Origin of the sequence: Agrobacterium tumefaciens str. B6, assembly GCF_001541315.1 — a bacterium.
Taxonomy (GTDB): Bacteria; Pseudomonadota; Alphaproteobacteria; order Rhizobiales; family Rhizobiaceae; genus Agrobacterium; species Agrobacterium radiobacter.
This window is the reverse complement of record NZ_LMVK01000045.1, coordinates 223,770-246,235: the sequence shown is the minus strand read 5'-3', so window position 1 is coordinate 246,235 and position 22,466 is coordinate 223,770. Positions and strand designations below refer to the sequence as shown.

The 22,466-nt window shown below is 58.8% G+C and carries 22 protein-coding genes; 9 read left to right on the top strand and 13 right to left on the bottom strand.

Annotation, left to right across the window (positions count from 1 at the left end; translation table 11 throughout):
• Window positions 1-23: 23 nt before the first annotated feature.
• Both ASB65_RS22180 and ASB65_RS22175 read left to right on the top strand, forming a co-directional pair.
• The gene (locus ASB65_RS22180; protein ID WP_020010854.1) at window positions 24-482 is read left to right on the top strand and encodes a MarR family winged helix-turn-helix transcriptional regulator; all 459 of its coding nucleotides are present in this window, start codon (window positions 24-26) and stop codon (window positions 480-482) included.
• Between the two features lie 5 nt (window positions 483-487).
• Window positions 488-1,684, top strand: coding sequence for a multidrug effflux MFS transporter (locus ASB65_RS22175; protein ID WP_202908398.1), 1,197 nt, complete (start codon window positions 488-490; stop codon window positions 1,682-1,684).
• 54 nt (window positions 1,685-1,738) lie between these two features.
• Here ASB65_RS22175 and ASB65_RS22170 read toward each other — a convergent pair whose 3' ends face one another.
• A complete protein-coding gene (locus ASB65_RS22170) occupies window positions 1,739-2,962 on the bottom strand; it encodes an argininosuccinate synthase (protein ID WP_003505030.1) in 1,224 nt (407 codons plus the stop codon).
• A 315-nt stretch (window positions 2,963-3,277) separates the two neighbouring features.
• Between ASB65_RS22170 and ASB65_RS22165 the strand changes: the two genes are divergently transcribed.
• Both ASB65_RS22165 and ASB65_RS22160 read left to right on the top strand, forming a co-directional pair.
• Window positions 3,278-4,132, top strand: coding sequence for an SDR family NAD(P)-dependent oxidoreductase (locus tag ASB65_RS22165; protein WP_060725388.1), 855 nt, complete (start codon window positions 3,278-3,280; stop codon window positions 4,130-4,132).
• A 130-nt stretch (window positions 4,133-4,262) separates the two neighbouring features.
• The gene (locus ASB65_RS22160) at window positions 4,263-4,910 is read left to right on the top strand and encodes a LysE family translocator (protein WP_003505033.1); all 648 of its coding nucleotides are present in this window, start codon (window positions 4,263-4,265) and stop codon (window positions 4,908-4,910) included.
• A gap of 39 nt (window positions 4,911-4,949) precedes the next feature.
• On the opposite strand, the gene ASB65_RS22155 is transcribed toward ASB65_RS22160, so the two are convergent.
• The 7 genes from ASB65_RS22155 to ASB65_RS22125 form a co-directional block, all read right to left on the bottom strand.
• Complete coding sequence (locus ASB65_RS22155) at window positions 4,950-5,744, bottom strand: ABC transporter ATP-binding protein (RefSeq protein WP_060725387.1); 795 nt, start codon at window positions 5,742-5,744, stop codon at window positions 4,950-4,952.
• Window positions 5,741-6,622 (bottom strand): ABC transporter permease, encoded by an 882-nt coding sequence (locus ASB65_RS22150; protein ID WP_003505036.1) that lies wholly within the window; start codon window positions 6,620-6,622, stop codon window positions 5,741-5,743. The genes ASB65_RS22155 and ASB65_RS22150 overlap by 4 nt, the downstream gene beginning before the upstream one ends.
• Before the next feature lie 105 nt (window positions 6,623-6,727).
• The gene (locus ASB65_RS22145; protein WP_060725386.1) at window positions 6,728-7,681 is read right to left on the bottom strand and encodes an ABC transporter substrate-binding protein; all 954 of its coding nucleotides are present in this window, start codon (window positions 7,679-7,681) and stop codon (window positions 6,728-6,730) included.
• Between the two features lie 108 nt (window positions 7,682-7,789).
• Window positions 7,790-8,962 (bottom strand): 23S rRNA (adenine(2503)-C(2))-methyltransferase RlmN, encoded by a 1,173-nt coding sequence (gene rlmN / locus ASB65_RS22140; RefSeq protein WP_077998729.1) that lies wholly within the window; start codon window positions 8,960-8,962, stop codon window positions 7,790-7,792.
• 266 nt (window positions 8,963-9,228) lie between these two features.
• Window positions 9,229-9,732, bottom strand: a complete 504-nt coding sequence (locus ASB65_RS22135) for an invasion associated locus B family protein (protein ID WP_060725385.1) — start codon at window positions 9,730-9,732, stop codon at window positions 9,229-9,231.
• 297 nt (window positions 9,733-10,029) lie between these two features.
• Entirely contained in the window at window positions 10,030-10,410 is a 381-nt protein-coding gene (locus tag ASB65_RS22130) for a YkvA family protein (RefSeq protein WP_003505043.1), read from the bottom strand.
• 51 nt (window positions 10,411-10,461) lie between these two features.
• The gene (locus ASB65_RS22125; RefSeq protein ID WP_003505045.1) at window positions 10,462-10,767 is read right to left on the bottom strand and encodes a 4a-hydroxytetrahydrobiopterin dehydratase; all 306 of its coding nucleotides are present in this window, start codon (window positions 10,765-10,767) and stop codon (window positions 10,462-10,464) included.
• Window positions 10,768-10,825: 58 nt separating this feature from the next.
• On the opposite strand from ASB65_RS22125, the gene ASB65_RS22120 reads away from it, so the two are divergent.
• Window positions 10,826-11,305: a low molecular weight protein-tyrosine-phosphatase gene (locus ASB65_RS22120; RefSeq protein ID WP_060725384.1), complete on the top strand. Its 480-nt coding sequence runs from the start codon at window positions 10,826-10,828 to the stop codon at window positions 11,303-11,305.
• Here the strand turns inward: ASB65_RS22120 and thpR are convergent.
• Complete coding sequence (gene thpR, locus ASB65_RS22115; protein WP_003505049.1) at window positions 11,239-11,832, bottom strand: RNA 2',3'-cyclic phosphodiesterase; 594 nt, start codon at window positions 11,830-11,832, stop codon at window positions 11,239-11,241. The genes ASB65_RS22120 and thpR overlap by 67 nt on opposite strands.
• A gap of 68 nt (window positions 11,833-11,900) precedes the next feature.
• Entirely contained in the window at window positions 11,901-12,551 is a 651-nt protein-coding gene (locus ASB65_RS22110) for an arylesterase (RefSeq protein ID WP_060725383.1), read from the bottom strand.
• A gap of 91 nt (window positions 12,552-12,642) precedes the next feature.
• On the opposite strand from ASB65_RS22110, the gene ASB65_RS22105 reads away from it, so the two are divergent.
• The 3 genes from ASB65_RS22105 to ASB65_RS22095 all read left to right on the top strand — a co-directional run bounded on the left by ASB65_RS22105 (window position 12,643) and on the right by ASB65_RS22095 (window position 16,867).
• Window positions 12,643-13,353, top strand: coding sequence for an ABC transporter ATP-binding protein (locus ASB65_RS22105; protein WP_060725382.1), 711 nt, complete (start codon window positions 12,643-12,645; stop codon window positions 13,351-13,353).
• Entirely contained in the window at window positions 13,350-15,911 is a 2,562-nt protein-coding gene (locus tag ASB65_RS22100) for an ABC transporter permease (protein ID WP_060725381.1), read from the top strand. The genes ASB65_RS22105 and ASB65_RS22100 overlap by 4 nt, the downstream gene beginning before the upstream one ends.
• 218 nt (window positions 15,912-16,129) lie before the next feature.
• Entirely contained in the window at window positions 16,130-16,867 is a 738-nt protein-coding gene (locus ASB65_RS22095; protein ID WP_003505056.1) for a Bax inhibitor-1 family protein, read from the top strand.
• Window positions 16,868-16,993: 126 nt separating this feature from the next.
• On the opposite strand, the gene ASB65_RS22090 is transcribed toward ASB65_RS22095, so the two are convergent.
• From ASB65_RS22090 to acnA, 3 genes are all read right to left on the bottom strand, one after another.
• Window positions 16,994-17,386 carry a DUF2794 domain-containing protein gene (locus tag ASB65_RS22090; protein ID WP_003505057.1) on the bottom strand — a complete coding sequence of 131 codons (393 nt, stop codon included), beginning with the start codon at window positions 17,384-17,386 and terminating at the stop codon, window positions 16,994-16,996.
• Window positions 17,387-17,785: 399 nt separating this feature from the next.
• The gene (locus tag ASB65_RS22085; protein WP_060725380.1) at window positions 17,786-18,526 is read right to left on the bottom strand and encodes a DUF1223 domain-containing protein; all 741 of its coding nucleotides are present in this window, start codon (window positions 18,524-18,526) and stop codon (window positions 17,786-17,788) included.
• 189 nt (window positions 18,527-18,715) lie between these two features.
• The gene (gene acnA, locus ASB65_RS22080; protein ID WP_003505059.1) at window positions 18,716-21,409 is read right to left on the bottom strand and encodes an aconitate hydratase AcnA; all 2,694 of its coding nucleotides are present in this window, start codon (window positions 21,407-21,409) and stop codon (window positions 18,716-18,718) included.
• 268 nt (window positions 21,410-21,677) lie between these two features.
• Here acnA and ccmA point away from each other — a divergent pair, with 268 nt between their 5' ends.
• On the top strand, window positions 21,678-22,319 hold the full coding sequence (gene ccmA, locus ASB65_RS22075; RefSeq protein ID WP_060725379.1) for a heme ABC exporter ATP-binding protein CcmA: 642 nt from the start codon (window positions 21,678-21,680) through the stop codon (window positions 22,317-22,319).
• Window positions 22,320-22,466: the final 147 nt, after the last annotated feature.

Genomic DNA, 22,466 nt, shown 5'->3' with positions numbered 1-22,466 from the left:
GCTGACTTACGAAAAGGCGAGACATGGGCACGAAACGCGAAAAAGATTCATTGGCATTCTTGCTGAACAGCAGCGCACGCCTGCTGAACAGTGCGTTTGAGCGCCGAATTTCTGAAGCTGGACTGGGTCTTACCCCCGGCGAAGCCCGCGCATTGCTGACGGTTGCCGTCGTTGATGGCAGCAAGCAGTCGGATATCGCCGCCCGGCTAGGCATCGAGCCGATGACGATCTGCGCCTATCTCGACAAGCTGCAGTCCCTCGATCTCATTGAGCGCCAGCAGGACCCGCAGGACAGGCGTTCCAAGCGCATCGTACTGACGAAGAACTCCACCGAGATGCTGGAAGCCGTGCGACAGGAAATCGATGAACTCGTCCGTCACGCCACGCAGGGCCTGAACGAGGAAGAGGTCGCGCTTTTCCGCAGCTTCCTGCAGACGCTTCGCAACAATCTCCAACCGGAACAGCCCGGCCCGAGCTGCTGACCGCAATGTCACCAGAAACGATCATGTCCAGAAAGCGCACGGCCATGCTCGGTGCGCTGCTGACGGCGCTGGCGCCAATTTCCATGGCCATCTATACACCGGCCATGCCGGAGCTGACGCGGGTTTTCGCCACGACAGAGTCCGCCATAAAACTCAGCCTCTCGCTTTATTTTGCGGGTTTCGCGATCGCGCAACTGCTCGCCGGCCCAGCCTCCGACGCCTTCGGGCGGCGCAAGGCAAGCCTCGTTTTCCTGTCCATCTTTCTGGGCGGCGGATTGCTTGCCATTTTCGCACCGACAATCGAAGTGCTGCTCTTTGCCCGGCTTATCCAGGGCATCGGGGCCTCCGTCGGGATGACAGTGGCGCGCGCCGTGGTGCGCGACCAGTTCACCGGCGCCGATGCTTCCAGCATCATGAACCTCATCGGTATCATGCTGGCTGTTGGCCCCGCCATGGGCCCGACAATCGGCGGGCTTTCACTTGCGGCTTTTGGCTGGCAATCGGGATTTTTCCTCATGGCCGGCCTCGGGGCTCTGGCCATCTTCTCCGTCGTGGTTTTTCTGCGCGAGACGACGATCCCGGACAAGAGCCTGATCCGCCCACGTCGCCTTTTGTCGGCCTATCAGACCTTGCTGAGCGCGCCGCGTTTTCTTCTGGCCGCACTGGTGCTTGGCGGGTCCATCGGCGCGCTTTATGCGCAGGCCACCATGCTGACCTTCATCCTCATCAACGAGGTCGGCATGACACCCACCGCTTTCGGTGTTGGCATGCTGATGCAGACTGGTGCTTATTTCTTCGGCTCCATTGCCCTGCGTTACATCGCACCGCGGCTGGGTGACCGTCGTTCGGTCGTCCTCGGCCTCTGTTTTTCGGCGACAGGCGGCCTTCTCATTCTGCTGTCAGTGTTCCTGATACCGCCATCCTTTCTCTCGATCATGGGACCCGTGGCGGTCGCGACGGTCGGCATCGCTTTGCTGACGCCTTCAATGGTAACGGCAGCCCTTGCCCCTTTTCCGCATATTGCCGGCTCGGCATCGGCAATGATGGGCTTCATTCAGATGGGATCTGGTTTTGCGGGCGGTACTGCAGCCTCGCTTATCGGTTCACCACTCACCGGCTTCGGCATCATCATTCCGGTGATGGAGTTCACGGCCGTTGCCAGCTATATCGGCTTCCGCATCGTTTCCAGAAGAGAGACATAAAAAAACCCGCCGGCGTCACCGCCCGCGGGTTTCATTATTTCCATTCCAGCAGAATTATTTGCTGAGGTTACGCTTGGCCAGTGTGCGCAGGCGCAGCGCATTGAGCTTGATGAAGCCCGCTGCATCCTTCTGATCGTAAGCGCCGTGGTCGTCCTCGAAGGTCACCAGCGCGTCGGAATAAAGCGACTTGGCGCTCTCGCGGCCGGTTACCATGACATTGCCCTTGTAGAGCTTCAGCGTCACTTCACCTTCGACATGTTCCTGGCTCTTGTCGATCAGTGCCTGCAGCATTTCACGCTCGGGCGAGAACCAGAAGCCGTAATAGATGAGCTCGGCATAACGCGGCATCAGCTCGTCCTTGAGGTGGGCCGCGCCCCGGTCGAGCGTGATGGATTCGATGGCGCGATGTGCAGCCAGCAGGATGGTGCCGCCGGGTGTCTCGTAAACGCCGCGCGACTTCATGCCGACAAAGCGGTTCTCGACCAGATCGAGACGACCGATGCCGTTTTCACGGCCATAATTGTTGAGCGTGGCGAGAAGCGTCGCGGGCGACATTTCAACACCGTTGATGGAGCAGGCATCGCCCTTGCGGAAACCGATCTTGATGACGGTTGCCTTGTCAGGAGCGGCTTCCGGAGAAATGGTGCGCATATGCACGTACTCAGGCGCTTCCTGTGCCGGGTCTTCCAGAACCTTGCCCTCGGAAGAGGAATGCAGGAGGTTGGCGTCGACGGAGAAAGGTGCTTCGCCCTTCTTGTCCTTGGCGACCGGGATCTGGTGCTGTTCGGCGAAGTTCAGGAGGTCGGTACGGCTCTTGAACGTCCAGTCACGCCAGGGCGCGATGATCTTGATGTCAGGGTTCAGCGCATAGGCCGAAAGCTCGAAACGAACCTGATCGTTGCCCTTGCCGGTGGCGCCATGGGCAATGGCGTCGGCGCCGGTCTTCTTGGCGATTTCAATCAGATGCTTGGAAATCAGCGGACGGGCAATCGAAGTGCCGAGCAGATAGACGCCTTCGTAGACGGCGTTGGCGCGGAACATCGGGAACACGAAATCACGCACGAACTCTTCGCGGACGTCCTCAACGAAGATTTCCTTGATGCCCAGCATCTCGGCCTTCTTGCGCGCCGGCTCAAGCTCTTCGCCCTGACCGAGATCGGCAGTGAAGGTCACGACTTCAGCGCCGAGTTCCGTCTGAAGCCATTTCAGGATGATCGAGGTGTCGAGACCGCCGGAATAGGCGAGAACGACTTTCTTAACGTCTTTCGGGAGTGCCATAGTGATGTCCATCTGCATGATGACGGCATCAGGACACCGCCATTTCCTCGGGATTTCGGCACTTTTACAGTGCAACCCGAAATGTGTGAAGCGCTTTTCCGTGAGATAAGCGACAAAACAATTGATGGGCGCGTATGACGATGGGCGATGACCGGCCGCGCCGACGGGAACGAAGCAATTGTCACATGCATTTAGAAAATTCGCGCTTTATCATAAAGCGGCGCGATCGACTTGAAGACCGTGAATGAAGCCACTCAGGTTCAGGCAACGTTGCAAACCGCTGGAAACAGCAGAAACGACGCGAAGGAGAAACCTATGACGACCATCCACCCCGCATTCAAGGAAGATAATGTCGCTGTCATAACAGGTGCGGCATCCGGCATCGGACTTGCCGCCGCCCGCAAATTCGCCACCTTTGGCATGAGCGTCGTGCTCGTCGATCTCGATGGCGAAAAGCTCGCCGCAGCCCATGCGGATATTCTGACCGTCGCCAAGGACGGTGAAGCGCAGATCGTCGCCATCCCGACCGACGTATCGAAACTCGATGAGCTGGAGGCGCTCGAACGCGCCGTTATCCAGCGTTTCGGGCGTGTCCACGTCCTCATGAACAATGCCGGAATCCAGCCGGGCAGCGCCATCTTCGGACCGCAGTCCAACTGGGAAAAAATTATCGGCGTCAATCTGATGGGCGTCGTGAACGGTAGCCGCGTTTTCGGCCAGGGCATGATCGCCCACGGCGAGCCGGCGCTCATCATCAATACCGGCTCGAAACAGGGCATCACCACGCCTCCCGGTGATCCCGCCTATAATGTCTCGAAGTCCGGCGTCAAAACCTTCACGGAGGCGCTTCAGCACGAATTGCGCAATGTTCCGAACGGCGCGGTTTCCGCCCATCTTCTGATCCCCGGTTTCGTCTTCACCGGCCTCACCGCCCATGGCAGGACGGAAAAGCCTGAAGGCGCATGGACCGGTGAACAGACCGTCGATTTCATGGTCGAAAGCATTGGCAGGGGCGATTTCTACATTCTCTGCCCGGATGGCGAGGTGGACCGCCCGACGGATGAAAAGCGCATTCTCTGGGCGGCCTATGACATCGTCCAGAACCGCCCGCCGCTGTCGCGCTGGCACACGGAATATTCCGCCGCCTTCACCAGCTTTCTGAAAAACTGAACTTTCAGCCGCCGTGCCTGAAAGGTGCGGCGGCTATTCTCTCCCGCAGGCGCATCGCCACTCAAAAACATTGGCAGAAGCACGAAACCGCGTTAAGCAACGGCAATCTCCAGAATTTACGGGTGCCGCGATGGATTTCGTTCCAAGCCTGCCAACACTGATCGCCTTCACCATCGCCATTCTGCTTCTGGCGGTGACGCCGGGTCCTGATATGACGCTCTGGATCAGCCGCTCCCTGCGCGAAGGCCGGGCGGCGGGCTTCATGACGCTGGTGGGAACAAACATCGGCATCACCGTGCATACGATGCTGGTCGCTTTTGGCGTCGCCGCCCTCATCGTCGCCTCACCGACCGCCTTCATGATCCTGAAAACAGGGGGCGCCGCCTATCTGGTCTGGCTCGCCATTCAGGCGATCCGCAAGGGTTCGGATTTCGTGATGGTGAAAAGCACCGGCGAAAGGGCGCAGGCCTCCCTGAAATCGGCCTTGCTGAACGGCATCTGGGTCAATCTGCTCAACCCCAAGGTCATCATCTTTTTCATGACCTTCCTGCCGCAATTCGTCAGCGCCTCCGATCCGCATGTGACCGGCAAGCTGATCTTCCTCGGCATCTGGTCGATCATCGTCGCACTGCCGATCGGCATCGGCATCGTTGTCGCCGCCGATGTTCTCTCCGCCTGGCTGCAACGCAACCGGAAGGTTCTGCGTGGATTGGATTACACGATCGCCGGCGTCTTCTCGATTTTCGCGGTCAAGATTTTCTTCACGCAAACGCGCTGAGGGCAAACAAAAAAGGCGCCGGAAGGCGCCTTTTTGCGATCAACCGATGAGCAACTCGTCATCATCAAGCTTCTGGCCGCGTATCTTGCGGAACATGTCGATCAGGTCTTCGACCTCGAGATCCTTGCGGCTGTCACCGGAGACGTCGAGCACGATTTCACCGGCATGCAGCATGATCGTGCGGGTGCCATAATCCAGCGCCTGACGCATGGAATGGGTGACCATCAGCGTCGTCAGCTTGCGCTCCGACACCACCTTGCGGGTCAGCTCCATCACGAATTCCGCCATGCCGGGATCAAGTGCGGCCGTGTGTTCATCGAGCAGCAACACGTCCGAGCCGGATAGCGTCGCCATGACAAGCGAGACGGCCTGCCTCTGGCCGCCCGACAGAAGATCCATGCGGTCCTTCAGGCGGTTTTCCAGACCGAGGTTGAGCGAGGCGATACGCTCCTTGAAGAAATCCCGCCGCCCGCGCCCAAGCGCCGGCAGAAGGCCGCGGCGTTCACCACGCGATGCCGCGAGCGCCAGATTTTCCTCGATGGTGAGCGCACCGCAGCTGCCCGCCAGCGGGTCCTGAAATACACGCGCCACCCGCCCCGCCCGGCTGGCGGTCGACTTGCGGGTAACATCGGCGCCGCCGATCATCACCTTGCCCGCCGTCGGCAGGACATCGCCCGCCAATACGCCGAGCAGCGTTGATTTACCTGCACCGTTGGAGCCGATGACGGTGACGAAGGAACCATCCTCGATGGTAAGTTCAATCTTGGACAGCGCCTGTTTTTGCAGCGGCGTGCCGCGCCCGAAAACGACCTGGATATCGGAAAGGGAAATCACGATGTTGCCCCCCCACGGCGGAGTCGGGGCAGGATCAACGCGATGGCCACCAATACCGCCGTTACGAAATTGAGATCGGATGCCTTGAGACCCAGCACATCGCTCGACAAAGCAAGCTGGATGGCTAGACGATAGGCGATGGAGCCGAAGACACATCCGATAAGGGCAATCAGAATGCCGCGCGCACCGAACAGCGTCTCACCGATGATGACGGCGGCAAGCCCGACGACGATGGTGCCGACACCGGAGGTCACATCGGCAAAACCATTGGTCTGCGCAAACAGCGCGCCGCCGAGGGCGACCAGCGCATTCGAAAGCGCCATGCCGAGATAGATCTGGTTACCGGTCTTCACACCCTGCGCCCGCGCCATCCGCGCGTTGGCACCGGTGGCCCGCATGGCAAGGCCGGCATCGCTTTCAAGAAAACGCCAGACGAGAATGACCGCGATCAGCACCAGCGCGCCGACAAAGAGCGGCCGCACCAGATATTCCGAAAGGCCGAGGCCGTAAAACGGTGAGATCATCGTGTCCTGATTGAGCAGCGCCACATTCGGCTTTCCCATCACCCGCAGATTGACGGAAAAAAGCGCGATCATCGTCAGGATCGAGGCAAGCAGGTTGAGAATCTTGAAACGGACGTTGAGCGTTGCGGTCACGATCCCGGCGGCAGCACCGGCAACCATTGCAATCGCCGTCGCGACCCAGGCATTCAGACCGGCGATGATCAGCACGGCAGCCACAGCGGCGCCAAGCGGAAAAGAACCGTCCACGGTCAGGTCAGGAAAATCAAGCACGCGGAAAGCGAGGTAGACGCCGATCGCCACGAAAGCGAAGACCAGTCCCAGCTCCACGGCACCCCAGAAGGCGATTTGGCTCACGGTAATGTCCTTGTTATTGCCGCCATCAGGCGGATACGGGCACCGTCTCGTGCCACGTAAAACGGGCGGCGAAATGCCGCCGCCCGCAATTCAGTCTGGTTTCGGTTAGTCGATGACCTTGGTGGCGCGCTTCGTGACGCTTTCGGGGAAGGTAACGCCAGCCTTTTCAGCGGCCTTCTTGTTGATCACCAGATCGGTACCGACAGCAACGGTTGCCGGAATGTCGCCCGGCTTTTCACCCTTGAGGATGCGGACGACGACCGCGCCGGTCTGTTTGCCAACGTCGAAATAGTTGAAGCCGAGGGCCGCAACCGCGCCGCGGGCAACGGAATCCGTATCGGCGGCGTAGAGCGGGATCTTGGCTTCGGAAGCAACGCCGGCTGCCGCTTCGAAAGCGGAAACGATGGTGTTGTCGGTCGGAACGTAGATCACGTCAGCCTTGCCGACCAGCGCGCGGGTTGCGCCCTGCACTTCGGCGGACTTGGTGGCGACGGATTCGACGATCTTGAGGCCAGCCTTTTCAGCTTCAGCCTTCAGCAAAGCGAGCGTCGAGGCGGAGTTGGCTTCGGCCGAGTTGTAGATGAAGCCGATGGACTTGGCGTTCGGCGAGATTTCCTTGATGAGCGCCAGATGTTCACCAACCGGCAGCATGTCGGAAAGGCCGGTCACGTTGCCGCCGGGCTTTTCCATGCTCTTTACGAGCTGCGCGCCGACCGGATCGGAAACTGCCGTGAAGACGACCGGGATATCACGCGTGGCGGCAACGACGGCCTGGGCGGACGGCGTGGAGATCGGCACGATGACATCAGGAGCGTCGCCCACGAACTGACGCGCGATCTGCGCTGCGGTGCCGGGATTGCCCTGCGCGGACTCGTACAGGAACTTGAGGTTCTCGCCTTCCTTGTAACCGGCTTCGGCAAGGGCGGCCTTCACGCCATCGCGAGCGGCATCGAGCGCCGGATGTTCAACAATGGCGGTGACGGCGACGGTGACGTTTTCGGCCTTGGCCGGCAGAACGAGGGCGCTCGCGGCAGCGAGAGCCAGAATGAATGCGCGCATGGATATCCTCCTGTTGGTTCCCTGTTTTCGTCTTCTTAGGAACAAGACAGTCTGAAATCAATCAGAGAACCGCTGCAAATCAAGCTTTATGGCGCAATTGCGGCTGATTCAGTCATCCGCACCGTGGTTTGCGATCATCATCGCCTCGAAAGCCAGCCTTTCGGTCTTGCGCATGCGCTCGGATTCCGACTTCAGCTGACCGCAGGCGGCGAGGATATCGCGGCCGCGCGGCGTGCGGATCGGCGAGGCATAACCCGCCTGATTGATGAAATCGGCGAACTTCTCGATCTGCGCCCATTCGGAGCACTGGTAGTTCGTGCCCGGCCATGGATTGAACGGAATGAGGTTGATCTTGGCCGGAACGCCCTTCAGAAGCTGCACCAGCATCTTGGCATCTTCCAAGCTGTCGTTGACATCCTTCAGCATCACATATTCGAAGGTAATGCGGCGAGCGTTGGAGAGACCCGGATAATTGCGGCAGGCCTCGATCAGCTCCTTCAGCGGATATTTCTTGTTGATCGGCACCAGCATGTCACGCAGGTCGTCGCGCACCGCATGCAGCGAAATCGCCAGCATGACGCCGATCTCATCGCCGGTGCGGAAGATTTCCGGCACGACGCCGGAGGTGGAGAGCGTGACGCGACGCTTGGAGAGCGACAGGCCATCGCCATCGGTCGCAATCAGGAGCGCGGTCTTCACATGCTCGAAATTATAGAGCGGCTCGCCCATGCCCATCATCACGATGTTGGAGACCTTGCGGCCCTCGCTCGGCACATAGGCGCCTACCGGGGTCGAACCATCGGGAAAATCGCCGAGCCGGTCACGAGCCAGCAGCAGCTGGGCGAGAATTTCCTCAGCCGTCAGGTTGCGCACCAGACGCTGGGTACCGGTGTGACAGAAGGAACAGGTCAGCGAACAGCCGACCTGGCTCGATATGCACAGCGTGCCGCGACCTTCTTCGGGAATATAGACCGTCTCGATCTCGACAGGACGTCCCGCACCACGCGGCGGAAAGCGCATCAGCCATTTGCGGGTGCCGTCATTGGAGATCTGCTCCTCGACGATTTCCGGACGGGCAATGGTGAAGGCCGCCTTCAGCTTCTCGCGAAGCTCCTTGGCGACATTGGTCATATTGTCGAAATCGGAGACGCCGCGCACATAAAGCCAGTTCCACAACTGGCTGACGCGCATCTTCACCTGCTTCTGCGGCACGCCGATCTCGGCCAGCGCCTCGCCCATTTCCTCACGCGTCAGGCCAATCAGTGACGGCTTGCCGGACATCAGATCGCTATTGGCGATCAGCGGGGTTTTGACTGCCAGGCCGGCAGGGGCTTGCATTACGGACATCACGCTATCCCATCATTCCATGCATCGCACGACCGGCCTGTCGGATAGGCGGAAAATCGTCTGCATGTCGAGAAAATCAAAGGCGGAGCACTTTTCGCGCATCCGCCTGTCAATGTTGCCGCGCCTTTAGCATCAAACTGGCAAAAACGCAAATGGCCGGTCAATGACCGGCCATTATCAAATGCGATGAAGCGTCAGGGTTACTTGCAGCTCTCAATCTGCTTGAGAGCTGCCGAAATACCCGACAGCGAATAGGAATAGGAGGTCGCGGTGCCGCGGCCTGAGACTGCCTTGACGGTCATGGACTTGCCGCCCTTCATGGCAGCCACGAGAGCCGGTTCTTCAGCGGCGTTTTCAACCCAAGCGGCCTTGTCCTTGGTGAACATGACAAAGTTCTTGTTGTCGATCGTCACATTGACCTTGGAACCCTGCTTGAGCGAATAACCCACCATGGCCTGCGGCTCATAGGAGATATTCTGGCCCGGGCGCTGCGACACGATGAAGAAAATATCGCCGTGGTCGACGCTCGCCGGTTCCTTGGCGGTCGGAATGGAAAGAACGTAGCAGACGGTGCTGTTGCCCGATTTGTACGAATAGGCACCCCATGCATTGAACTGCTGGATGCGCGTGGGCGACTGTGCAGATGCTACGCTGACGCTGGTCAGCAAAATGGCCGCTGCGGTTGCTACACTTCTTACAAACATAGAATTTCCTGCCGGGTTATTGTCTTCCATTGGCCCGAAGCAGCGGCGAGCCCAGTTTCTGGATCGGCCACGTTCAGGTGCGGATCGTCTTTTCTCATTGTGGTCGGAAAGCGGTTACCAAACCGTCAACAACACGCATAAAATGCCGGAAACGTCTTGCGGTGTTACAGATTGGCGACTTCCCGACGCCCTGAGGAGAACGGCGTGGCACGCCCTTCCCTCGTGTGTAAGACACATAAATTCAGGCAAGAATTTGTCACCCGCCGGGCTCTGCCGGACGGACACATCACAGAGACGTTACCCGGCTTCCTGCTGTCGCTTCAGCATGGCGTCAGCGGCCTCGTAGTGCTCCATCTTGATATGAGCGCGGATCATGGCAAGCGCTGCCGTGATGACGGCAATATCATCGGTAAAACCGATGACGGCCAGCACGTCAGGCACGGCATCCATCGGCATGATGAAATAGGCAAGCGCCGCCAGGATGATACCCTTTGCGCGCAGCGGCGTGTCACGGTCGATCGCGCAATAATAGGCCGCCGCCGCATCGCGCGCGAAGGGCACTTTTGACATCACACGCTTCAGCTTGGGCCAGAATTTCGCCCGCACCGCATTTTCACGCTCCTGCTGCCTGTCGGTTTCACCCGGCAGAAGAATTTCACCGATTTTCACATCATCCATGATCGACGGTCCTCCGGTCACGGCTATTATATGGGATTTAAGGTCCGCCGTTCAATTGCTTCGGCCCGCAGCCGCCTTCTGCATGGCTTCGGCCAGAAGAAAATCCCGCTCCGTCACTCCCTGTGAATCATGCGTGGTGAGGCAAACCTTGACCCGCGAATAGACATTGGACCATTCCGGATGATGATTAAGCCTTTCCGCAACAAGTGCGGATTCGGCCATGAAACCGAAGGCTTCCGCAAAACTTGAAAACTTGAAGGAACGGACGATCGCCGCCCCGTCTTCTCGCAGGGACCAGCCCTCGAGTTTCGACAGGGCCTGCCGGATGGCGTCCGGCTCGAGTCTGGGATATTTCATGAACTTGCCTCCGCTTGAGACCCATTAACGCTTCAACGACCGGATCGACGCATATTCCATGAAACATACAGCTATTCTTTTTGTCTGCATGGGCAATATCTGCCGCTCACCGATTGCCGAAGGCGTTTTGAGACATCTTGCCGATGACGCGGCCGTGTCTGACCAGCTCGCTATCGATTCCGCCGGCACCGGCGGCTGGCACGCGGGTGATGCGCCTGATCCCCGGTCCATCGCCATGGCGCGACGGCACGGCATCGATATTTCAAGTCAGCGGGCAAGACAGGTCACCCGGACAGATTTCGAGACTTTCGACCTGATACTCGCCATGGACGAAAACAATCTGGCGAACCTGCTTCAATCGAGCCCGGAAAAACACCGGCACAAAATCCATCTCTTCATGGATTATGCCGTTGGTCGTCGTGAGAACGTCCCCGATCCCTATTACGGTGCCGAGGACGGGTTCCTTGGCGTCTACAACATGCTCTTGGCAGGATGCAGGTCGTTGCTCGAAAAGATGGAGCTGGACCGGGCCTCGTGAAGCGGGAACGCCTCTTCAACGATATAGGGCCCGCCGCCCACCGATTCCTTCGACGACATCAGCACAAAACGTCCGACCGTAAAGGGCGAGGTGCGGAAGTTGCCGCGTCCGGAAAGATAATGAACGACATCGTCCAGCCGCGATGAGCGCAGCCGCGCCAACGTGACATGCGGCATGAACTTGCGCGGATCGGGCGGGAGACCGATCCTCTGGCAGATTCTCTCGACTTCCGCCTGCAGCGCATGCATTTCCGGAGAGGGAGAAACCCCGGCCCAGATGGAATGCGGTTTCTTGGAGCCGAAGGACCCCATACCGGTGAGATTGAGCTGGAATTCCGGCCTTTCGATCCGATCCAGCCTGTCCACGACCTCATCGGCGGTCCGCCCGTCGATGTCACCGATAAAACGCAGGGTTATGTGATAATTCTCCACATCGATCCACCGGGCTCCCGGCAGACCACCGCGCAACAATGAGAGGCTCATAGCCGCATTGCGCGGAATTTCGAGGGCGGTAAACAGTCTCGGCATGGCGAGCTCCCCGAATCTCTTGGCAGAACAAGCATAGCGAATCACGCAATGCAGATGGGCGCAAGTGCTTATTTTTTTTGCGCACCGATTGTCTTGATGAAGCTTTCAACAGCCGGCAAAGATTTTTCAACCATCATCGCCACACCCCTGGTATTGGGGTGCATCTTGTCATCCAAATTCAGCGCATCATCCGTCACCACGCCATCCAGAAAGAAGGGATAAAGCGGCAGGTTGTATTTTTCGGCAAGCTTCGGAAAGATCGGATTGAAGCGCTTGGCGTAATCTTCGCCCATATTCGGCGGTGCCATAATGCCGACCAGCAACACGGCTATGTTGCGCTTCTGGAAGCCGGAAATGATGGTATCGATGTTCTTTTCGGTCTGTTCGGGGGGAATTCCGCGCAGGGCGTCATTGGCGCCGAGTTCCAGAATGACCCCATCAGTACCATCGGGAACCGACCATTCCGCCCGCGCCAGGCCGCCGGAAGAGGTATCGCCGGACACACCGGCATTGGCGATGGCGACATTGACGCCCTTGCCCTTTAATGCAGCCTCAAGCTGTGCGGTGTAGCTGTCGGTTGGGGGCAGCTGATAGCCAGCCATCAGGCTGTCGCCGAGGCCGACCAGTTGCCATGTCCGCTCCTGAGCCGTGACAACAGTGGCGGAAAAGGCGGTAGCGAAAATGACGATGAAGTGAAACAGGGCAGCTTTAAATCTCATCACGGCTTTCCTAACTTGGTTCCCATTGTCTGAAATACCGACCGCATCGACCGCCAGACCGTTTTCATCACCCTATATAGGAACGAGAATTGTGACGAAAAGCATCATAGAGCTGAAGAAAGCCGACCTCACGCTCGGCAATGCCGCCGCCTCCGTTCACGTTCTCAAGAACATCAATCTTTCAATCGGAGAGAGCGAGGCGGTTGGTATCGTCGGCCCCTCCGGCTCGGGAAAGTCGACGCTTCTGATGGTGCTTGCCGGTCTCGAGAGGCTCGATAGCGGTGAAATCATCATCGCGAATACGGAACTGCACAAGCTCGGCGAGGACGCGCTGGCGGATTTTCGCGGCCGGAATATCGGCATTGTTTTCCAGTCCTTCCATCTCATCGCCAACATGACGGCACTGGAAAATGTCGCCGTTCCGCTCGAACTGGCAAACACCCCGAACCCCTTCGAAATCGCCAGGCGCGAACTCGTCGCCGTCGGTCTCGGTGAACGCCTTAACCATTATCCCGGCCAGCTCTCCGGCGGCGAACAGCAACGTGTCGCCATCGCCCGCGCGCTTGCCCCCTCACCGGCGGTACTGATTGCTGATGAACCGACCGGCAATCTCGATACCGATACCGGCAGGCAGATCGCTGATCTTCTTTTTGCCAAACAGGCCGAGCGCGGCATGACGATGATCCTCGTCACCCATGATCCGTCGCTTGCCGCCCGCTGCTCACGGCAGATCAAGGTGCGCTCCGGCGAGATAGAGGGCGACAGCGCGAAGCCCCAGATTGCGCGGGCGGTATCGGCATGACTGGATCTGTTCTCCCGTCTTTTGCCAATGTCAGAAACGCCGCGAGGCTCGCACGGCGAGAAATTCGCGGCGGCCTTCGAGGCTTTTACATTTTCCTTGCCTGTATTGCGCTTGGAACCGGCGCCATCGCCGCCGTCAATTCCGTCTCACGCGCGGTCACCAGCGCCATTGCCACGGAAGGTCAGTCCATACTGGCAGGCGACGTGCGTTTCGAACTGCGCAACAGGGAAGCAACGCAGGAAGAACGGGCCTATCTCGATGGGCTAGGCACCGTCGCGGTTTCCACCGGGCTGCGCTCCATGGCGCGCCTTGCCGACGGTTCCGAACAGACGTTGACTGAGGTGAAAGCCATAGACGGCTCCTATCCGCTCTTTGGCACCTTCGTTGCCGAACCCAACCGGCCGTTAAGCGAGCTTCTGGCTGGCACCGGCGACACCTATGGCGCCATCGCCGCACCGCTTCTGCTCGAACGGCTCGGCATCAAGGTCGGCGATGAAATCCTGCTCGGCAATGTGAAGCTGAAACTGACCGGCACCGTGGTCGACGAACCGGATGCGCTGTCTGACGGCTTCGGTTTTGCTCCGAGGCTGATGGTCAGCCGCGATGCCCTTTTTGCCTCCGGCCTCGTTCAGACCGGAAGCCTGGTGGAACACGCCTACAAGATCAAGCTGAACGACCCGGCGGCGCGGGTAACCATGATCGACGTGGCCAACAAGGCCTTTCCTGACGCTGGCTGGTCCATCCGCACCAGCGACCGGGCGGCACCCTCGCTCACCGAAAACGTTAACCGCTTCTCGCAATTCCTGACGTTGGTAGGCCTCACCGCCCTCATCGTCGGCGGTGTCGGCGTCGCCAATGCCGTCCGCGCGTTTCTGGATTCCAAACGCACCACGATCGCCTCGCTGAAATGCCTGGGCGCACCGGCCTCCGTGGTCACCATGACCTATCTCTTCCAGATCGCCTTCATTGCCGCCGTCGGCATCGTCATCGGCCTTGTGGTCGGCGCCGTCGCGCCACTCATCGCCATGCGGTTTCTGGAAGGCGTATTGCCTGTACCGGAAGAGCTCGCCTTTTACCCCGGCGCTCTCGGTCTCGCCGCCCTGTTCGGCCTCCTGACCACGTTCGCCTTCGCCATCGTTCCCCTTGGCCAGGCGCGTGAGGTTCCGGCAACCGCGCTTTTCCGCGAGCAGGGTTTCGAAGAAGGAAGCTGGCCGTCCTGGCCCTATCTGGCCGCAACCGGCCTGCTGCTGGCGGCGCTTGCCGCCCTCGCCATCTTTTCGGCGGAAGACCGCTTCATCGCCTCGATCTTCCTTGCGGCCATCGCTTTTGCCTTCGTGGTGCTGCGACTGGTGGCTGCGGGCGTAAAGGCCATCGCCAAGCGCAGCCCGCGCGTTCATTCGGCTGCGCTGAGGCTGGCGATCGGTAATATTCACCGGCCGGGCGCACTCACCCCCTCGGTCGTTCTTTCGCTCGGCCTCGGGCTGACCCTCCTCGTAACGCTCACCCTGATCGACGGCAATCTGCGTCGTGAACTGACGGACAGCCTGCCGGAAAAGGCACCGAATTTCTTCTTCGTGGATATTCAGGGCAGCGAAGTTCAGGGCTTCCGCGATCTTTTGAAGCAAGAAGCGCCGGAAGGAGCCCTGACCGAAGTACCGATGCTGCGCGGCCGCATTCTGGCGCTTAACGGCGAGGACGTGACAAAAATGGACGTGCCATCTTCCGGACGCTGGGTGCTGCGCGGTGACCGGGGCATCACCTATTCCCAGGAAATTCCTGAAAACGCGACGCTGACGGAGGGAACATGGTGGGGGCCGGACTATAGCGGCGAGCCGCTGGTCTCCTTCGCCGCGAAAGAGGCGGGGGATCTGGGCCTCAAGATCGGCGACACGGTCACCGTCAACGTGCTCGGACGCAGCATAACGGCCAAGATCGCCAATCTGCGCAACGTCGAATGGGAATCACTGTCGATCAATTTCGTCATGGTGTTTTCACCGAACACCTTCCGCGGCGCGCCGCATGCGTGGCTGGCAACACTCGCCGACCCTTCCGCAACCGCCGCCGACGAAGGCCGCATATTGCGCGCTGTCACCAACGCCTATCCGACGATCACCAGCGTGCGCGTGAAGGATGCGCTCGACGTCGTCAACCGCCTTGTCGGCCAGCTTGCCACCGCCATTCGCGCCGCTGCCGCCGTTGCGCTGATAGCCTCCGTCCTCGTTCTCGCCGGCGCTCTCGCTGCCGGCAACCGCGCGCGAACCCACGACGCGGTCATCCTGAAAACGCTGGGCGGCACACGAAACCTGCTCATCCGCGCCTTCTCCTACGAATATATGATGCTCGGTCTCGCCACCGCCGTCTTCGCGCTTTTCGCCGGCGGCGTCTCCGCATGGTTCGTGATCGCCCGCATCATGAAGCTGCCCTCCAGCTTCCTGCCGGATGTGGCGATCGGAACCCTCGTCGTCGCCCTCGTCATGACTGTCGGCATCGGGCTCATCGGCACATGGCGCATTCTCGGCCAGAAGGCGGCGCCGGTTCTGCGGCAGGCGGGAGAATGATCATCGGTTGTGCCCCGCTTAACTTTAGCGATTAATTCTTTGTAATGATCGCCAAAACGTGAGCGCTTTTCGCGCATATGGTGTCTTTTCAACTGGAAAAGGCCTTGTATCGGACACGTTCTGCCATCATATTCTTTGGCAGGCTTGCTGAAGCTCCGCAGCGGCGCCCGGGAGGTATCCCGACACCGTAGCAATTACGGAGCTCAAAAGAGGAAACAATGGCTGACTTCAATAACTACCAGAACCGCATGGCGCAGACCCGTGCACAGACTGGTGCGATGATCGATGAAGGTCTCCGCGCCTATATGCTGAAGGTTTACAACCTGATGGCGCTGGCTCTGGTCATCACCGGCGTTGCGGCTTTCGCAACCTATTCATTCGCTGCGTCCAACCCTGCCTTCCAGCAGCTGCTTTATGCATCTCCGCTGCGCTGGGTCATCATGCTCGCACCGCTGGCACTGGTTTTCTTCCTTAGCTTCCGTATTCAGAACATGAGCGTTTCCGCCGCGCAGACGACATTCTGGGTCTATGCTGCGCTGATGGGCGTGTCGCTGTCGTCGATCTTCATCGTCTTCACCGGCCAGAGCATCGTCCAGACGTTCTTCGTGACCGCCGCTTCGTTCGGTGCGCTCTCGCTTTACGGTTACACGACAAAAAAGAACCTTTCCGGTCTCGGTTCGTTCCTGATCATGGGTCTGTTCGGCCTGATCATCGCTTCCATCGTCAATATCTTCCTTGCATCCTCCGCACTGCAGTTTGCGATTTCCGCAATCGGCGTACTGATCTTCGCAGGCCTGACCGCCTACGACACCCAGAAGATCAAGGAAATGTACTTTGACGGCGACGATGTTGCCGTGGCTGGCCGCAAGGCCATCATGGGCGCGCTGACGCTCTATCTCGACTTCATCAACCTCTTCACCTTCCTCCTGCAGTTCCTCGGAAACCGCGACGACTAAGGTTAAGAGTTCTCCTGACCTATATGCGAAAGGCGGCCATTCGGCCGCCTTTTTATTTGCGAAGATTTCTTCACCTATATCCGTCAGGGCGTGCTGTTCCTGCGAATAGTCCGCTCCTGTTAAAGCTCATTCAATGAGCTTCAGAACCTTGTCGAAAACTTTCAGAACCTGCGGCAATTCATGGCCACGTTTGAGAATGCGGCCATCCGTATTCACCACGCAATAGGCACCCTGTTTTGCCCCCAGCTTGGGGTTTTTCTCGATCCTGAAAAGCGGCATTTCACCTGATCGCTTGAAGACGGAAAACACCGCCTTTTCCTTCAGGTGATCGATGGCGTAGTCACGCCACTCGCCCTCTCCCACCATGCGGCCATAGATGCGCAGAATCGCATCCAGCTCGCGCCGGTGAAAGGTGACCGGCAAAGGGTCCTTGTTCTTTTTATATTCCCGGAGATCGATAACGGTGGAATTGTCACGTGAAGCGGTCTGCACCTGCTGCACATCCGGTTGATCGGTCATCCAATACCTCCGATTCCACCCAAATCATCCATGCAGTGTGAGCCTGAGGGGGCGAAATTGCAAGTCTTTGCACTACCATGGCGCACAGGACCAGCAATTCCGGGAAAGGTTTCACAGGCCTCGAATTGCAGCCGATCCAGAAGGCGCCAGCACGGAATGGCGCCCCATCCATCCCTCTGGAGGGACTGCCGACAGCAAGGCAGAGGTTAAAAATGGTAACCATTTAGGCAGCCATTTTCACATGGCCTGCCGTATTTCGGTCAAACCATGGCCCGAATTGGGTGGAATAGTCCTATTGTCAATTGATGCCTAGGCACCAAGATGACCCGGTCCGGTGCATTGACCCTTTACCCCCAGCCCCCAATGCCCGGACCGGATCTTCCATCGCCCCACAGGCGATCAGGGGGTTTCACTTCCAAGCAGGATACTTGCGCCGACAATTGCTGCGGGATCGCCGCCGGCATTTGCCGTCTGCAAAAGCACCGCGCAGCCGCCCTTTTTCACCTTTGCCACCACGCTCGCCGGAAGCTTCACCGTCATCGGTGAACCATCCCACATGCCGACGGTTTGCACGTCATAGACGCTGTGCCAGTAGGACATTTTTTTCCCCTGGTTATCCCCCTTCTGCACATCAACCGTCTGTTCGCGCGTGAAATAGGCGACCACGACATCAGCCCTGCCGCTGCCGGCACCAATATCGATCTCCACCTCGTTTCCGGAAAACTTCGACGAGACCGGGACATTCAGTCCCTTGCCTTCGCGCTTGAAAGCATCGAGCCTGTCGTAGATTCCACGGACATCCGCGCCCTTGACGTGGTCGCGACCATTCAGAATGGCCTGCGGCGTATAGACCCCGTTGCGGCCGAGTGCGCGCATATAGCCATATTGCCGATCGGTATTTTCCTTCGATGCCAGCGAATCCGTCCAGCCCAGATAGTTCCAGTAATCGACATGGTAGGAAAGACCGACGACATCGCCCTTCTGGATCATCTTGCGCAAGGCTTCATCCGCCGGCGGGCACGAGGCACATCCCTGCGATGTGAACAATTCGACGACGCCCTTCACAGCTTCCTGCGCCTGCGCGGAGGTGACGAGAAACGTGCCGAGAAGACATATCGACAGGGGGAATTTCAGCGGCATTACAAAAACCTTTGTCCGGAAGAGATCCAGACGAATTGATGCGATCAATCCTGCCGGGATGCAAACCGGAAAATAACGTCTATTGCCCTTCAATAGAAAGTCACGAAGGGGTGAGCGACAATCACAAAAAAAGAGACTTGAAACGGAAAGACGCCGGGATTCCGCCCGGCGCCCTCGATTTTCAAAGCTTTACGCGACCAGATCGCGAAGAACGGTTTGCAGAATGCCGCCATTGTTCATGTAGATCACTTCATCAAGCGTATCGATGCGGCAGAGAAGCGGAACTTCCTTCACCGTACCGTCGCTGTAGGTGATCTTGGCGATCTTCTTTTCACGCGGCTTGATTTCACCTTCGAGACCATCGATCTCGACGATTTCGTCGCCCTTGAGGTCGAGGCTCGCCCAGGTCGTGCCTTCCTCGAAAACGAAGGGAACGACACCCATGCCGACGAGGTTCGAACGGTGGATGCGTTCGAAGGACTGCGCGATGACGGCCTTGACGCCGAGCAGGTTGGTGCCCTTCGCCGCCCAGTCGCGGGACGAGCCGTTACCATATTCGACACCGGCGAAGATGACGAGCGGAACGCCTTCCGCCTTGTATTTCATCGCGGCGTCATAGATCGACATCTCTTCCTTCGACGGATAGTGGATGGTGTAGCCACCTTCCTTGCCGTTCGGGCCGAGCATGTGGTTGCGGATGCGGATATTGGCGAAGGTGCCGCGCATCATCACTTCATGGTTGCCACGGCGCGTGCCGTACTGGTTGAAGTCGGCCACGGCAACGCCGTGCTCCGTCAGATAGGCGCCAGCAGGCGAAGCAGCCTTGATCGAACCGGCCGGAGAAATATGGTCGGTGGTGATCTTGTCGCCGAAGAGACCGAGGACGCGCGCGCCCTTGATGTTCTTGAGGCCGGTGCCCTTTTTGCCCATGCCGACGAAATAGGGCGGGTTTTGAACATAGGTGGACTTGTCGTCCCAGGCATAAGTCTGGCCCGGCGGAACCTGAACAGCCTGCCAGTTCGCGTCACCCTTGAACACGTCAGCATACTTGGTTTCGTAGAGCTCACGGGTGACGTATTTCAGGATGAATTCCTGGATTTCCTTGGAGGTCGGCCAGATATCCTTGAGATAGACCGGGTTGCCGTTCTGGTCGTCGCCGATCGGCTCCTTGGTCAGATCCTTCTGGACCGTGCCGGCAAGCGCATAGGCCACGACGAGCGGCGGCGAGGCCAGATAGTTCGCCTGCACGTCAGGCGAGATGCGGCCTTCGAAGTTGCGGTTACCAGAGAGAACGCCTGATGTGATCAGGCCCTTGTCGTTGATCGTCTTGGAGATCGCAGGCGGCAGCGGACCGGAGTTACCGATGCAGGTCGTGCAGCCGAAGCCGACGAGGTTGAAGCCGATCGCATCGAGATCCTTCTGCAGACCGGACTTGTCGAGATATTCGGCAACAACCTGCGATCCCGGTGCCAGCGAGGTCTTCACCCACGGCTTGGACTTCAGCCCCTTGGCGACAGCGTTGCGGGCGAGAAGGCCGGCGGCGATGAGAACCGAGGGGTTGGAGGTGTTCGTGCAGGAGGTGATGGCGGCAATCGCCACATCGCCGTGACCGAGATCAAAAGCTTCGCCTTCGACAGCATAGCGGCTGTTGATCTGGCCGGGCTTCTTGTAGTCGTTCTCGAGAGCCGTCGCGAAATTCGGTGCGATGGTTTCGAGCGGCAGACGGCCTTCCGGGCGCTTCGGACCGGCCATGGAGGGCACGACGTCACCAAGATCGAGTTCCAGCGTGTCGGTGAAGACGAGGTCGGAACCATCGCCGGTGCGCCACATGTCCTGCGCCTTCGAATAGGCTTCGACGAGCGCGATACGATCCTTGGCACGGCCGGACATGGTCAGGTAGTTGATGGTTTCGCCGTCAACCGGGAAGAAGCCGCAGGTCGCGCCATATTCCGGACCCATATTGCCGATGGTCGCACGGTCGGCCAGAGACATCGAATCAAGGCCGGGGCCGAAGAATTCGACGAACTTCGATACCACGCCCTTCTTGCGCAGCATCTGCACGACCGTCAGAACGAGGTCCGTCGCGGTGACGCCTTCCTTCACCTTGCCGGTCAGCTTGAAGCCGATGACCTCGGGCAGAAGCATGGAGACCGGTTGGCCGAGCATGGCAGCTTCAGCCTCGATACCGCCGACACCCCAGCCGAGAACGCCGAGACCGTTGATCATGGTCGTATGCGAATCCGTGCCGACGCAGGTATCCGGATAAGCGATCGTCTCGCCGTCCTCTTCCTTCGTCCAGACGGTCTGGCCGAGATATTCGAGGTTGACCTGGTGACAGATGCCTGTGCCGGGCGGAACCACGCGGAAATTCTTGAACGCCTGCTGGCCCCACTTCAGGAAGCGGTAACGCTCGCCGTTGCGCTCATATTCCAGTTCGACGTTGCGGGCAAAGGCGCTCGGCGTGCCGAATTCATCGACGATAACAGAGTGGTCAATGACGAGATCGACGGGAACCAGCGGGTTGATCTTTTCCGGATCGCCGCCAAGAGCCTTGATACCGTCACGCATGGCGGCAAGATCAACCACGGCGGGAACACCGGTGAAGTCCTGCATGAGAACGCGGGCGGGGCGGTAGGCGATTTCGGTTTCGGTCAGGCCCTTGTTACCAAGCCATTCGGACACCGCAAGGATATGTTCCTTGGTGACGGACTGGCCGTCCTCGAAACGCAACAGGTTTTCCAGAAGAACCTTCATGGAATAGGGCAGCTTGGAAACGCCCTTCAGGCCATTTGCTTCAGCCTTGGGAAGGCTGAAATAGACGTAATCCTTACCGCCAACGGTAAGGACGGAACGACATTTGAAACTGTCGAGTGATTTGGGCATGGATAAAAACCCCGCTTACACTGATAGCCAACACGTTCGTGCGGACACCTATGCACTCATGCACATCAGGATGCGGGTACGACCATTTCCGCTGTCCGCACGTGAAAATTGCTCCTCGCAATCGTCAAGTCCGGCGCAAGATGATGTTCACGCCGGCCGCTGGCGTGTTGACACCCATATAGATAATTTCAGAGAAACGTGCCAGACCATTCAACCAAGCTAATCGATTTTTTTATCGAGACGACGAAATCTGAAACGGAACCGCAGCATGGATTTGACGGCGGAAAATCTTGGCGTGCGACGCGGCGAAGATTTCATATTCATGAATATTTCCTTCAAGTTAAGCGACGGAGAGGCGCTGGTGCTGACCGGGCGCAACGGCTCGGGAAAATCCACGCTGCTGCGCACGGTAGCGGGTCTGCTGCGTCCCGAGCAGGGACGGATTAAGATAGCCGGCGAAGGAATTGAGCCGGACATGCGCCCCTCGGAGGCCTGCCATTATCTCGGCCATCGCAATGCCATGAAAACCGAACTGACCGTTTCGGAAAACCTGCGCTTCTGGAAGGATTTCCTCGGTGACTTTCCCGGCGGCAGGGGCATGGCGATTGATGAGGCCGCGGAGATTGTCGGCCTTGCCGGCATTACCCACCTGCCCTTCGGTTATCTCTCCGCCGGCCAGCAGCGGCGGTTTGCCATGGCGAAGCTTTTGATTGCCTGGCGACCGGTGTGGATTCTTGATGAGCCGACCGCGGCACTTGATAAGGCTGCGGACGGAATGTTTACCGATCTTGTGAAAAACCACCTTGGAAGGGGCGGGATTGTACTTGCTGCGACCCATCAGCCTTTAGGGTTGGAGAATACGCAGGAATTGCAGATGACGGGGTTTGCAGGGGTGGAGGCTTGGGCATGATGGTGATGTGCGTGCGGCTTACCCCCCTCTGCCCTGCCGGGCATCTCCCCCTCAAGGGGGGAGATCGACTCGCGGTTAGGTCTCGACAATCTCAACGTTTGAGAATGAAGCGTCGGGAAAGCCTCCTGCTGATCTCCCCCCTTGAGG

Bases quoted from the DNA above. Each gene is read 5' to 3' on its own strand.
- ASB65_RS22175 (WP_202908398.1), top strand. From the start codon at position 488: ATGTCACCAGAAACGATCATGTCCAGAAAGCGCACGGCCATGCTCGGT.
- ASB65_RS22160 (WP_003505033.1), top strand. From the start codon at position 4,263: ATGGATTTCGTTCCAAGCCTGCCAACACTGATCGCCTTCACCATCGCC.
- ASB65_RS22130 (WP_003505043.1), bottom strand. From the start codon at position 10,410: ATGGATGATGTGAAAATCGGTGAAATTCTTCTGCCGGGTGAAACCGAC.
- ASB65_RS22100 (WP_060725381.1), top strand. From the start codon at position 13,350: ATGACTGGATCTGTTCTCCCGTCTTTTGCCAATGTCAGAAACGCCGCG.
- ASB65_RS22165 (WP_060725388.1), top strand. From the start codon at position 3,278: ATGACGACCATCCACCCCGCATTCAAGGAAGATAATGTCGCTGTCATA.
- ASB65_RS22170 (WP_003505030.1), bottom strand. From the start codon at position 2,962: ATGGCACTCCCGAAAGACGTTAAGAAAGTCGTTCTCGCCTATTCCGGC.
- ASB65_RS22135 (WP_060725385.1), bottom strand. From the start codon at position 9,732: ATGTTTGTAAGAAGTGTAGCAACCGCAGCGGCCATTTTGCTGACCAGC.
- ASB65_RS22090 (WP_003505057.1), bottom strand. From the start codon at position 17,386: ATGACCGATCAACCGGATGTGCAGCAGGTGCAGACCGCTTCACGTGAC.
- rlmN (WP_077998729.1), bottom strand. From the start codon at position 8,962: ATGTCCGGCAAGCCGTCACTGATTGGCCTGACGCGTGAGGAAATGGGC.
- ASB65_RS22145 (WP_060725386.1), bottom strand. From the start codon at position 7,681: ATGCGCGCATTCATTCTGGCTCTCGCTGCCGCGAGCGCCCTCGTTCTG.
- ASB65_RS22125 (WP_003505045.1), bottom strand. From the start codon at position 10,767: ATGAAATATCCCAGACTCGAGCCGGACGCCATCCGGCAGGCCCTGTCG.
- acnA (WP_003505059.1), bottom strand. From the start codon at position 21,409: ATGCCCAAATCACTCGACAGTTTCAAATGTCGTTCCGTCCTTACCGTT.
- ccmA (WP_060725379.1), top strand. From the start codon at position 21,678: ATGGATTTGACGGCGGAAAATCTTGGCGTGCGACGCGGCGAAGATTTC.
- ASB65_RS22110 (WP_060725383.1), bottom strand. From the start codon at position 12,551: ATGAGATTTAAAGCTGCCCTGTTTCACTTCATCGTCATTTTCGCTACC.
- ASB65_RS22095 (WP_003505056.1), top strand. From the start codon at position 16,130: ATGGCTGACTTCAATAACTACCAGAACCGCATGGCGCAGACCCGTGCA.
- ASB65_RS22180 (WP_020010854.1), top strand. From the start codon at position 24: ATGGGCACGAAACGCGAAAAAGATTCATTGGCATTCTTGCTGAACAGC.
- ASB65_RS22120 (WP_060725384.1), top strand. From the start codon at position 10,826: ATGAAACATACAGCTATTCTTTTTGTCTGCATGGGCAATATCTGCCGC.
- ASB65_RS22085 (WP_060725380.1), bottom strand. From the start codon at position 18,526: ATGCCGCTGAAATTCCCCCTGTCGATATGTCTTCTCGGCACGTTTCTC.
- thpR (WP_003505049.1), bottom strand. From the start codon at position 11,832: ATGCCGAGACTGTTTACCGCCCTCGAAATTCCGCGCAATGCGGCTATG.